This window comes from Desulfobacula toluolica Tol2, from assembly GCF_000307105.1.
In the GTDB taxonomy this organism is placed as follows: domain Bacteria; phylum Desulfobacterota; class Desulfobacteria; order Desulfobacterales; family Desulfobacteraceae; genus Desulfobacula; species Desulfobacula toluolica.
In genome coordinates, this window is sequence record NC_018645.1 from 4,998,646 (window position 1) to 5,010,902 (window position 12,257).

Annotated in this window: 13 protein-coding genes; 11 read left to right on the plus strand and 2 right to left on the minus strand. The window is 42.2% G+C overall.

What is annotated here, in order from left to right; translation table 11 throughout:
* Nucleotides 1-198: 198 nt before the first annotated feature.
* The 7 genes from TOL2_RS22335 (at nucleotide 199) to TOL2_RS22365 (ending at nucleotide 6,513) form a co-directional block, all read left to right on the plus strand.
* Entirely contained in the window at nucleotides 199-618 is a 420-nt protein-coding gene (locus TOL2_RS22335; protein ID WP_014959552.1) for a cytochrome c3 family protein, read from the plus strand.
* 34 nt (nucleotides 619-652) lie between these two features.
* Nucleotides 653-1,324 (plus strand): methylenetetrahydrofolate reductase C-terminal domain-containing protein, encoded by a 672-nt coding sequence (locus TOL2_RS22340; RefSeq protein WP_014959553.1) that lies wholly within the window; start codon nucleotides 653-655, stop codon nucleotides 1,322-1,324.
* Between the two features lie 95 nt (nucleotides 1,325-1,419).
* Nucleotides 1,420-2,121 (plus strand): hypothetical protein, encoded by a 702-nt coding sequence (locus TOL2_RS22345; protein WP_014959554.1) that lies wholly within the window; start codon nucleotides 1,420-1,422, stop codon nucleotides 2,119-2,121.
* A gap of 63 nt (nucleotides 2,122-2,184) precedes the next feature.
* Entirely contained in the window at nucleotides 2,185-2,571 is a 387-nt protein-coding gene (locus tag TOL2_RS22350; protein WP_014959555.1) for a (Fe-S)-binding protein, read from the plus strand.
* Between the two features lie 41 nt (nucleotides 2,572-2,612).
* On the plus strand, nucleotides 2,613-3,536 hold the full coding sequence (locus tag TOL2_RS22355) for a methylenetetrahydrofolate reductase (protein WP_014959556.1): 924 nt from the start codon (nucleotides 2,613-2,615) through the stop codon (nucleotides 3,534-3,536).
* 24 nt (nucleotides 3,537-3,560) lie between these two features.
* Nucleotides 3,561-5,033 (plus strand): ATP-binding protein, encoded by a 1,473-nt coding sequence (locus TOL2_RS22360; protein ID WP_014959557.1) that lies wholly within the window; start codon nucleotides 3,561-3,563, stop codon nucleotides 5,031-5,033.
* A complete protein-coding gene (locus TOL2_RS22365; RefSeq protein ID WP_014959558.1) occupies nucleotides 5,023-6,513 on the plus strand; it encodes a hybrid sensor histidine kinase/response regulator in 1,491 nt (496 codons plus the stop codon). Before TOL2_RS22360 ends, TOL2_RS22365 begins: the two co-directional genes overlap by 11 nt.
* A 40-nt stretch (nucleotides 6,514-6,553) precedes the next feature.
* On the opposite strand, the gene TOL2_RS22370 is transcribed toward TOL2_RS22365, so the two are convergent.
* Together TOL2_RS22370 and TOL2_RS22375 are read right to left on the minus strand one after the other, a co-directional pair.
* Complete coding sequence (locus tag TOL2_RS22370; protein ID WP_014959559.1) at nucleotides 6,554-6,937, minus strand: response regulator transcription factor; 384 nt, start codon at nucleotides 6,935-6,937, stop codon at nucleotides 6,554-6,556.
* 305 nt (nucleotides 6,938-7,242) lie between these two features.
* Nucleotides 7,243-7,959, minus strand: coding sequence for a Crp/Fnr family transcriptional regulator (locus TOL2_RS22375; protein WP_014959560.1), 717 nt, complete (start codon nucleotides 7,957-7,959; stop codon nucleotides 7,243-7,245).
* Between the two features lie 128 nt (nucleotides 7,960-8,087).
* Between TOL2_RS22375 and hcp the strand changes: the two genes are divergently transcribed.
* The 4 genes from hcp to TOL2_RS22395 all read left to right on the plus strand — a co-directional run bounded on the left by hcp (nucleotide 8,088) and on the right by TOL2_RS22395 (nucleotide 12,151).
* A complete protein-coding gene (hcp, locus tag TOL2_RS22380; RefSeq protein ID WP_014959561.1) occupies nucleotides 8,088-9,731 on the plus strand; it encodes a hydroxylamine reductase in 1,644 nt (547 codons plus the stop codon).
* Between the two features lie 92 nt (nucleotides 9,732-9,823).
* Nucleotides 9,824-10,558 (plus strand): HD domain-containing protein, encoded by a 735-nt coding sequence (locus TOL2_RS22385; protein WP_014959562.1) that lies wholly within the window; start codon nucleotides 9,824-9,826, stop codon nucleotides 10,556-10,558.
* A 67-nt stretch (nucleotides 10,559-10,625) separates the two neighbouring features.
* On the plus strand, nucleotides 10,626-11,363 hold the full coding sequence (locus TOL2_RS22390) for an ATP-binding protein (protein WP_014959563.1): 738 nt from the start codon (nucleotides 10,626-10,628) through the stop codon (nucleotides 11,361-11,363).
* Entirely contained in the window at nucleotides 11,360-12,151 is a 792-nt protein-coding gene (locus TOL2_RS22395; RefSeq protein ID WP_014959564.1) for a 4Fe-4S dicluster domain-containing protein, read from the plus strand. Before TOL2_RS22390 ends, TOL2_RS22395 begins: the two co-directional genes overlap by 4 nt.
* The last annotated feature ends 106 nt before the right edge of the window (nucleotides 12,152-12,257 follow it).

A 12,257-nucleotide genomic window follows, 5' to 3' on the forward strand; every position in this document is an offset into this window, starting at 1 on the left:
AAAAAAATTAAAATAGTCATTACCTCTTATTTTTTGATCAATGAACATATGCTGAGTTAAATTAGCAGAAAGATTGAAAGATATTTGTATCAAAATACCGCCTTAATCAATAAAAATATTTGAAATTTTAAAGATTATGATTTATAGAAGATACCTTGGCTTGAACTATAAAAATGGTTTTTATGGAGTAAAAAATTAATGATTTATAAAAACAAAATCAGTTTGATCATTTTGAAATGCCTTTTAATCTTTACAGGTTGTATCTTTGTGTCCGGTTATGTGTTTGTGTCAGGGGTATTTGCTTACACCGAGAACATCGAACTTGGCGGAACTAAGACTCGCGGTCCTGTTGCATTTCCCCATGAACTTCATATGGAGGGCTTTGAGTGCTTAGAGTGCCACCATGTTATGGAAAATGGAGAAAATGTACTGGATGAGTCGGATCTTGAAGAAGGCAATCCTGATATTTTGTGTGCCTCCTGTCACCAGGAACAATCAAAAGTAGAGAGAAAAGAAGCCTTTCATCATCAATGCGTAAAATGCCATGATCAGTATAGCTTTGCGCCTGAAGAAAAAGGCCCGACCCTTTGCGGTGAATGTCATACCCAGAAAAAATAATACCAATAACAGCTAACACCTTGGAGATTAAAAAGTGGTAAAAGCAAAAAGAAAACCCCTGGAAGAAATTAAAGAGGCCATAGGCGGGTACGAAAAAATCTTGACCGTCGGCTGCGGAGGGTGTGTTTCCGTCTGTCTTGCCGGTGGTCAAAGAGAAGTTAATGCATTAAATCTGGAACTTGATCTTTCTTTGAAAAAAGAAACCATCCATAAGCGGTTTGATGCATATACAGTAGAACGCCAGTGCAATGAAGAATTTTTAGAAGAGCTTGAGAAAAAGGTGGGTCAATACGATTGTATCCTTTCAATGGCCTGTGGTGCTGGTGTTCAGAATATGGCAGAACGTTTCCCCATGATTCCGGTTCACCCGGCTGTCAATACGGTTTCCATCGGAATTGACAGGGCCCTTGGCATGTATGAAGAAAAATGCAGAGCATGCGGTCATTGTGTCCTGGGGTATACCGGTGGTATCTGCCCTGTGACCCGATGCTCCAAAGGATTGTTCAATGGCCCGTGCGGCGGCACCAATAACGGATATTGTGAAATCAGCCCGGAGATACCCTGTGCATGGCAGGATATCTACAACCGGTTAAAAGAGCAGGACCGCCTGGATGATATCCTGAAGGTACAGCCGCCAATGATGTGGCAGAACCAGACCCCCAGGACCATTGTTCAGGAACCTTACGAGAAAAGGTATCTGGCCTGACAGGTTTTATGGGCCAAGAAAATATAGACGTTTTACAGTCTGACAATCGTTTCAGGCTATACTGTCAACCCTAATTGTTAAATGAATTGTATATTATGGAATTTTCAACCATTTTTTCATGGGCATTTGCCTATGATTTTATAAAAGGCCCCATGGTATGGGTTTCTTTTATTGTATTCATCTTTGGAACTTTGTTTCAGATTTTCAGGATTTCTTCTTTGATGTCCAAACCGGAAAGAATACAGCTCAGTGCAGGACCTGGAAAATTTATTTCAACTCCCCCGTCCCCTGAAAACAAAAAGCCATGGTCTCTGCGGTTCAAGTTATCCATTGCCGGGGTTAATCCGTTCATGACAATTGTCACTACGGTTTTTCATATTCTGTTATTATTTTTGCCCATATTTGTCCTGGGTCACAATATTTTACTGAACAATGCCTTTGGAATCAGTATGGTATCCCTGCCGGAAAACATATCCCACAGACTAACCCTGGTTGTGATCCTGTGCGCCTTGATTTTTCTGTACCGAAGAATATTTTTATATCGTGTCCGGCTCATTACAAGCTTTGAAGATTACCTGTTTTTGTTCCTTGCTGCGATTCCCTTTATAAGCGGATTCCTTGCGTATGAACAATTTTTTGCAAATTACAAGCTGGTCATCGGGCTTCATATTTTATCCGGAGAACTCATGTTGATGGCGGTGCCGTTTACCAAATTCATTCATATGATCTTTTTATTGATCATCCGTTTCAAAATTGACGGTGAGTATAGTCTCGGCAACGGAGACAGAGCTTGGTAAACTGTATTTTTTATTTGTTCAACTGATTTTATTTGTTCAACTAATGTCAGACCGGAGAATCAAATGTTTAGAAAAAAAAATACTGCTGGCGTTGACAGCAATGAAATACGCGCCATACTGGATGAAAAAAAGGCAAAGATGAAATTGTCTTTAAAGGCATGTGCCCACTGCTCTCTTTGTGCGGAGAGTTGTTTTTTATTTATGAGCCGGGATAAAGATCCCAAATACATGCCGTCATATAAACTTTTAAATTCAGTGGGCGTTTTATATAAAAGAAAAGGAAATGTGGACAAACTGGATCTTGGGGAGATAAGGGATATTGTATGGGAACGATGTGTTTTGTGTACCCGTTGTTATTGCCCCATGGGAATTGATATACCCGAGATGATTTCACTGGCCAGGCGAATCTGCAGAAGCCAGGGTGTTTACCCACAATATGACAAAGAATAAAATGCTGTTGATGAAAAAAAAATTTATGAGGATCTTTGAAAATGAAATCAGGAAGTAAACTTGAAAGAATATTAACCGCTGGCCATTTTGCTTTTACCGGAGAACTTGGACCACCACGGGGCAGCAACATTCAGGTCATTAAGGAAAAAGCCGCACCTCTCAAAGGCATGGTGGACATGGTCAATATTACCGACAATCAGACTGCCATGGTCAGGATGTCCAGCTGGGCAGGAGCCCTGATTCTGGCCGCAGAAGGCCTTGAACCAAATTACCAGATGGTCTGCCGTGACAGGAACCGCCTGGCAATGCAGGCAGACATATTGGGGGCATATGCCCTTGGTCTTCGAAATATCCTCTGTCTTTCCGGCGATCACCAGAAATTCGGGGATCACCCCAATGCCAAAGGCGTATTTGATATTGACTCTATCCAGCTTGTTGCCATGGTAAAAAAAATGCGGGATGAAGGCAAGTTCCTTGGTGGCGATGATATTGACGAACCACCGAAAATGTTTATCGGGGCTGCTGCAAATCCTTTTGCCCAGCCTTTTGAGTGGCGTATTCACCGTCTGGCAAAAAAAGTGGCTGCTGGTGCGGATTTTATCCAGACCCAGTGTGTCTACAACATGGAAAGAATCAGGGAATGGATAAAAATGGCTAATGATATGGGACTGACAGAAAAAGTGTATATCCTTCCTGGCGTAACTCCCCTGAAAACCCTTGGTATGGCCAAGTACATGAAAAACAAAGTACCTGGAATGGATGTGCCGGATGAGATCATCAAGCGCCTTGAAGGTGTTGACAGGAAAAAAGTGGCTGATGAGGGGATTAAAATCGCCTGTGAGCAAATTGCAGAATTCAAGGAGATGAAAGGTGTGGCAGGCGTTCATTTAATGGCCATTGAATGGGAACATAAGGTTCCTGAAATTGCTGAAAGGGCAAAGGTTTTACCAAGACCTGAAGTTTGATAAACACCCCATAAGAGGATTGGTATGGAACAGGATCTGCTGATAAAAGCTATTGATTCCATCAAGCCATCAATCATTGTTATATCCCCGGAGTTTAAGATATTGTCCGGCAACCGGGGCCGGACTGTCCCCGGATCAGTTATACAGGGAAAGCTTTGCTATAAAGCACTCTACAACAGAAAAATTCCCTGTTATAACTGTCCGGCCAAAGAAGTTCTTCAAACAGGCAAATCCGTTATAAAAAAATGTCGTGACGCACCCTGTGCTCCTGAGAAATTATCTTACCTGTATTCATATCCGATTTTTTCAAACAAAGAAATCATTTCCCTTGTCATCATGGAGTTTCCGGTCTCTACAATGGAAAAAATGGAGAGAAAACTTCACCAGTCTGATGAGTTTTTAAACAAACTGATCAAAAGTGCTGTGGACGGTGTTATTGCTTCGGACATGAAAGGAAAAATTCTTATTTTTAATGATGCTGCATGTGAAATATCCGGGTATGAAGTGGATGAAGTCATCGGTAAAAAGGACATTCGCGAGCTTTATCCAGGTGATGGTGCAAAACAGGTCATGCGTATGCTCAGAAGCGATCAATATGGAGAAAAAGGAAGAGTTCGATCGTTTCGGGTGAACATTAAGAGAAAAACAGGGGAACTCATTCCCATCAATATGAATGCTGCCATTGTTTACCATGATGAGAAGGAAGCGGCAACCCTTGGATTTTTTCATGACTTAAGAGATACATTGAAAATGGAGGCTGAACTTGAAAAAACCCAGATTCAACTACTTCAAGCCGAAAAAATGTCGTCTCTCGGGGAACTTGCCGCAGGCGTTGCCCATCAGTTAAACAATCCCCTGGGCGGTATTACTTTATTCACCCAGCTTGTCATGGAAGAATATGACCTGCCCGCCGGTGCAAAAAATGATTTGAAACGAATTTTCAAGGATGCGCAGCGTTGCAGCAACATTGTGAAAGAACTGCTGAAATTTTCACGGCAGACCGGCAATGAAATGCATCCCCAGGATATTAATCATGCCTTGTCAAAAACCTTATTTCTTGTTGAAAATCAAACTCTTTTTCAAAATATTTCCATTGAAAAAAAGTTTCAAAAAAACCTTCCCTTGATCCCGGTTGACATTCAAAAGATAAAACATGTTTTTATGAATATCATTCTTAATGCAGCCGATGCCATGGACGGGGAAGGAGTGTTATCAATTTCAACACAACTGGGGCTTTTAAAAGACCGGGTGGTGATTAAAATCAGGGATACGGGAACAGGGATATCAGAAGAGAACCTGTTAAAAATATTTGATCCCTTTTTTACAACCAAAGATCAGGGAAAAGGGACAGGACTCGGATTGAGTCTGGCCTACAGGATTGTTGAAGACCATGGGGGAACAATTAATGCGGAAAGCCGGGTCGGCTGCGGTACAACATTCATCATTGAGCTGCTGCTGGATCCTCCTGGCATGAAAGGAGTTATCAGTGGGAATTGATGATGACATTGACATCCTTGTCATAGATGATGAAAAAGATATCCGTGATGGATGTGAACGGATTCTTCAGCGCATGGGCTGCAAGGTCTTAACTGCTGCAAGCGGTAAAGAAGGGCTTGAAATCCTTGAAAAATCAAAAATTTGCATTGTATTGTGTGATATCAAAATGCCGGGGATGGACGGGCTTGAGGTGTTAACCCAAATCAGAAAAAACCACGAATCAATCCTTGTTATCATGATTACCGGGTTCAGTACGGTTGAAACCGCCATTGAGGCCATGAAAAAAGGTGCTTATGATTTTTTGTCCAAGCCTTTTACACCGGATCAACTGAGAATTAATATTACAAGGGCCATAGAAAAAATACGCCTTACCCGGCAGGCAGAGTGCTTAAAACTTGAGCGACAACGAAATCTGGCAGATCTTGAAACGGAACAAAGCCGGATAAGAACAATTATTGAGAACCTTCCCAATGGTCTGCTGGTCACCAATCTGTCAGGTCAGGTTGTGCTGATAAACCCGTTATCAAAAACATACCTGGGCCTTTCACAAAATATGTGCGTTGGGGAAAAAATCGAACATTATATTGCTGATAAAGGCCTTTGTGACTATATCATGGGGGTGTCCAAATGCAGTTTGACAGATACCAAACCCCCGGAGAATTACGAATTTTCACTGTCGGAAGAAAGATATGTCCTTGCCCAGGCAAGGCCTATTGAAGGAGAGGATGGCGAGTGTATGGGCGCTGTAGTGATATTGTCGGATATTTCAGCCATAAAAGTATTTGATCGCCTCAAAACCGAATTTGTTGCCAAGGTTTCCCATGAACTTAGGTCTCCGTTATCGGTCATTCATGAACAGCTTGCCATGGTTCTCAAAGCCAATGCTCCTGACTCCTCTGATGACAACCAATACATCCTTGGCCGGGCAAAAGAAAAAACCAAAAGCCTGATCACCATGATTGCAGATCTTTTGGATATTTCAAAAATTGAAACCGGAAATAAAGGACAGATGCTGGTAAAGGTACATTTGGATGATATGATCGGAAAAATTGTTGAATTTTTAACAGCAGCAGCCCAGAAAAAGCAGCAGTCAATTAAATTCAACATTGCTGCAAAAAATATTCCGCCGGTGGTCGCCGATCCCATTGCCCTTGAAAGTGTTTTTGGAAACCTGATTGAAAATGCCATAAAATATACCCGGGAGCAGGGAAGCATTTTAATCTCAATCGATACCAAGGACAACTATGTCCGGGTAATTGTAAAAGACAATGGGTTCGGCATGGAACAGCGGCATATTAGCAGGATCTTTGAAAAATTCTATCGCATTAAAGATGACAACACCCGCTTTATCAATGGGACAGGATTAGGGCTTCCCATTGCCAAAGCCATTGTTGATGCCTTGAACGGACAAATTCTTGTTAAAAGCCAGGTTGGTAAAGGCAGTGAGTTTACCGTCCTTTTACCGGCAGACAAAAACTGATGTTTGATCTGTCTTTGAGCCTGATTTATCTATAATTTGATCAATCCATCAATGCTTTTAAACTTTTCAATATCTCTTCAGGTGATGCCGGTTTTGACAAAAAATCATCTGCTTCCAGATTGATACCACTTGAATGAGAATAGCGGCTGGAAGTTACATTTTCTGCAACAGCTGTCAGCAGAACTATCGGGATATCACAGTATTGATCGTCATGTTTAAGTTCCGAGCAAACTGTATACCCATCTTTTTCAGGCATCATGACGTCTAATACTATTGCATCCGGTGGGTTGGCTTTTACTTTTTCAAGAGCTTCAACACCATTATATGCAACTTCCACATCATATCCTTCATGCTGAAGATTTGCTTTAACCACGGCGACAAAATCCGGCTCATCATCCACTACCAAAATCCTTTTTTTGCTCATATTAATCCTCATCCTTATTTTTTAATATGAAAGTCTTAAAAAATCCAAACCGTGACTTTCACGTTTTGTTGCGGGCAAATATAGTCAAAAACCCAAATTTAAGCAAAAACCCAAATTTAAGCAAAAACCCAAATTTAAGCAAAAACCAAGTATGCCCGTGGCAGTTATTACAAAACCTAGCTATATTATTACCAAACCTAGTTTAAATTTATAACATGATAATGAATCCGTGTCGATACCATTTGTCATATTGACAGAAGCCTTCAAAACAAACGAACCGACCGTGAAAAGGCGGATAGCGGATTTCAAGAAAGGCTTCCGGATTTTGACAGATCAAGCAGCCCTTCAAGGTCTTTAATAAAAATGGTTTTGGTCTGAACGTCAATAAAGGAAGCAGCCATCATTTTTTTTAATATCCTGGAAACGGTCTCGGGCGTTGTTCCGATCAGGTTGGACAATTGGGCCTTTGATATAGGAAGGATCACCTGTTGTTCATTTTTTTGTTCTTTTGAAAGGGTTATAATATAAGCGGCAAGCCGGGAAGGCACTTCTTTTAAGCTTAAATTTTCAATCTGTACGGTAAATTCCCTCAAGCGTCTGGAAAGGTCAGCCAGCATGTTCATGCCAAGACCGGGGGTACGGGTAATCAAGTCTACAAATTTATCCCTGGGAAGAAACAGAATATCTGATTTTTCAAGAGCCATAGACGAAGCAGGAAAATTTTTGCCTTCAAATGCCGGGACCTCTCCAAAAATATGTCCAGGCCCGTAAATATGAAGGATCTGCTCTTTACCGTCAAACGAAAGCTTGAACACCTTAATCTTGCCTTTTTCAACCATATAGAACCCGTCGCCCCTGTCCCCTTCATGAAAAATCATTTCTCCCCTGGCAAATTTAAGGGTTGAGGCAATGGCAGCTATTTGTTCCAGGTGTTCATTGGAAAGGCCTGAAAAAAGAGGAATTGTTTTTAAGTTTTTAATGGCGTATACTTCTCCGGATAAGGTTCTAAAATAATCTAACAGTTAAAAAACAATCAAAAAAAAACAGCTCACTTGATCTATATCAAGGATTTGTGTCCTTTTTTATAATAAGTTCAAATCAGGAAGTAAAGATCAATTATTCGTCAATTTAAATATAAGGAGAAATTGAAATGTTTTGTTTCCAATGTCAAGAGACAGCGAAAAATCAAGGCTGCACAATAAAAGGTGTTTGCGGAAAAGAAAATGATACAGCCATTCTTCAGGACCTGTTAATTTACAACCTCAAAGGGATATCGGTTATTGCAAACAAGGCCAGAACTCAAGGTACGGCAACACCCAGAGATGCAGGTCTGTTTGTTGCCCGGGCGCTGTTTACCACTATCACCAATGTCAACTTTAACGATGAAAAATTGATTGAGTGGATTCAGCAGGCCCAGAAAGTTAAAAAAGAATTGTTTGAAAGTGTCAAAGACAAAGTGGGGACTGATCTCCATGAAAGTGCTGTCTGGTATTCCGATGATGCATCAACCTTTAAAACCAAGGCTGAGAGTGTTGGAATCCTTGCCACGGACAATGAGGATATCAGATCCTTAAGAGAGCTTTTGGTCATCGGGTTAAAAGGGATTGCCGCCTATGCGGATCATGCAGCCATTTTAGGAATTGAAAAAGATGAAATTTATGACTTCATATTTGAAGCACTCGCCTCTACCACCCGGGATCTTACTGTAGATGAGATGGTCGGTATGGTACTTAAGGCCGGAGAAATGGCAGTCACCACAATGGCAGCTCTGGATGAAGCCAATACCACGGCCTATGGTCACCCGGAATTGACCGAAGTCAATATCGGCGTGGGATCAAATCCCGGAATACTGATCTCAGGACATGATCTTAAAGACATGGAAGAGTTGTTAAAACAGACCGAAGGAACCGGCGTAGATGTTTATACCCATGGTGAAATGCTGCCCGCCAATTATTATCCGGCCTTTAAAAAGTTTGCCCACCTTAAGGGCAATTACGGGGGGTCCTGGTGGCATCAAAATGAAGATTTTGAAACATTTAACGGTCCCATTCTCATGACCACCAATTGCATCATCCCCATGAAAAAGAAAAACACTTATAAAGACAGGGTTTTCACAACGGGTGTTGTCTCCTATCCCGGCACAAAACATATTCAGGACAGGGCAGATGGCGGTGCAAAGGATTTTTCAAACATTGTTGCCCTTGCCAAAACTTGCAACGCACCCAAAGAAATAGAAACAGGTAAAATTGTCGGCGGATTTGCACGCAACCAGGTATTAGCCCTGGCGGACAAGGTTGTGGAAGCCGTAAAATCAGGTGCCATCAAACGGTTTGTTGTGATGGCCGGGTGTGACGGTCGTCAAAAGGGAAGAAACTACTTTACTCAAGTTGCTGAAAAACTGCCCAAAGATGCAGTTATCCTGACTGCGGGATGTGCAAAATACAGGTACAATAAGCTTGATCTTGGTGATATCGGAGGTATTCCCAGGGTGCTGGATGCCGGCCAGTGTAATGACTGCTACTCTCTGGCCGTGATTGCCCTTAAGCTAAAAGAGGTTTTCGAACTTGAGGATATCAATGATCTGCCATTATCCTTTGACATCGGCTGGTACGAACAAAAGGCGGTGGCCGTGCTTCTGGCCCTTCTGCACCTGGGTGTAAAAGGTATCCGCATTGGTCCATCTTTGCCGGCGTTTGTTTCCCCGGCCGTACTGGGTGTGCTTGTGAAAAACTTTGATATTAAACTCATTACAGAGCCTGATGCCGACGTAGAAGCCATGATGCAGGGCAAATAACAAATAAAAAGAAAGTTTGGCCGGTGCATGAATGGGTCATGCACCGGTTTTAACCGGTTTTTAACCGGAAAATTGTTTAAAGGAGGCTTAAAATGAAATGTCCCGGACAAGATACTCAATACTGGAATGGAGATGCCATCTTTGACACTAAATGCCCGGAATGTGGTCATCCCATGGAATTTTTCAAGGATGATGCTACTCGAAGATGCGCCAACTGCAAGAAAAAAATTGTTAATCCCAAGATGGATTTTGGCTGTGCCTCTTATTGCAAATTTGCAGAACAATGTCTTGGCACCCTGCCTGAAGAATTTGTTGCCAAAAGAGATGATCTGTTAAAAGACCGGGTGGCAGTGGAAATGAAAAGATACCTTGGAACGGATTTCAAAAGCATCGGGCATGCAGCAAAAGTGGCAAATTTTGCAGAAAAAATAGGAAAAAAAGAGAAAGCCAACCTTGCCGTGGTTCTTTGCGCTGCCTATCTGTCTGATATCGGCGTAAAAAATGCCCGGGAAAAATACGATTCAGAGGAGCTGGAATACATTGAAAAAGAGAGCCCGAAAGTAGCCGGAGAACTCATGGAGAAACTGGGTGCCAAAGAATCCTTGATCAACGAAGTCATTGAAACAATCAAACATCGCAATCGTCCGGCACAAGATGATGGTATAAACCGCAAGGTACTGCATGATGCAGGCATGCTCGCCCATATGGCAGCCTGCAAAGAAAAAGACAGCGTGGATGATGAAAAATTTCATGCCAAGCTTGACAGATTATTTTTAACGGCCGCCGGAAATGAGCTTGCCAGGCAGGTATTGATAAAAATAAAATAAAAAATATATTTGAATATGACGAAAAATAAAAACCTTATTCAAATTTATATATGATGGGGAGAATACCATGAAAGTAACCAGAAAAATAATAGAAATAGACGAAGAACTTTGCAATGGATGCGGTAATTGTGTCCTTGCCTGTGCCGAGGGTGCGATTGAAATTATCAACGGCAAGGCCAAGGTGGTCGCGGATAAATATTGTGATGGTCTTGGGGCCTGTATTGGCGATTGTCCCGAGGATGCTTTAAAAATAATAGAACGAGAGGCAGATGATTTTGATGAAGCAGCTGTTGAAGAGATGCTAAAACAAAAGAAAGAAAAAAAGGCAGCGCCCCTTGCCTGCGGGTGTCCTTCATCTCAAATAAAAACCTTTCCAATGGCCGAGGAAAAAGCTTGTGCCTGTGCCAACAAACCGGTACGTCAGGCATCCGGCGAAAAATCACGCCTGGGGCACTGGCCGGTTCAGATCAAGCTTGTTCCTGCAGGGGCACCGTTTCTCAAAGATGCGGATCTTGTAATTGCAGCAGATTGTGTGCCCGTGGCCTATCCCACTTTTCATGCTGATTTTCTGGACAAAAAGGCCGTGATGATCGGGTGTCCAAAGTTTGATAATGCAGAAGAATATGTTGAAAAACTTGCCGGGGTTTTCAAGGTTTCAGGGATTAAAACCATCACTTCCGTAATCATGGAAGTTCCCTGCTGTTCAGCCATGCCCATGATCATTAAAAAAGCCCTTGAAAAGTCCGGTGTGGATATACCGTTTAAGGAAGTCGTGGTCAGCGCCCAAGGGGAAATTATTTCATGAAATGGTCCAGAAAAGCTGATGATGAAATTAAAAAAGTCCCGTTTTTTGTAAGGAAAAAAGTAAAGAAAAAGGTGGAGTCCTTTGCCGTGCAAAAAGGAAAGACATTGGTTGGCCTTTCTGATGTGACGGAATTGAAAAAAAAATTCCTGTCCAGGGGCGGCATGGAAAAAGAGATCAAAGGGTATGAGGTCTCTACCTGTTTTGGAAGTTCAGGGTGTCCAAATACGGCAAATTCGTGTACCCGACTTGCAGCGGATATTGAGATAATTTTTGAAAAAGAAAATTTGCTTGCATTTTTAAAAGCAAATGTAAGCGGAGACTTAAAATTTCATCATGAATTCCGGGTGGTGCTTGCCGACTGCCCCAATGCCTGTTCAAGACCGCAGATCGTTGATATCGGTATTATTGGAGCAATATTTCCGGGAATTTGTGATGAACCGTGTACTTTTTGCGGAAACTGTGTGGATGTTTGTGATGAAAATGCCATTACACTTGATAAAGGGGATGTTATCCCTTTGATTGGTGATGAGCATTGTTTGATGTGCGGCAAGTGCATAACAGCCTGTCCCGGCGGAACCCTGCAGCAAAAAGAAAAAGGCTTCCGGGTGATGCTGGGCGGAAGACTGGGCCGCCATCCCAGGCTTGCCATGGAAGTTGTAGGATTACACACCCATGACGATGTATTGCACATTGTTCAAAGCTGCCTGAAACTCTATAAAAAAAACTCAAAAAACGGTCAACGATTTTCCCATATCCTCTCCTCTGTGGGTCAGGTGATACGGAATTAAGATGTTTTAGCTCTCCCCATAAAAAAAGCGAAGATGGTGAGCTTCGAACTCACGATCCAGGTTTAAAGGATAACCGGCGGGTGGTCAGGGTGCCGCCAACTTCCAG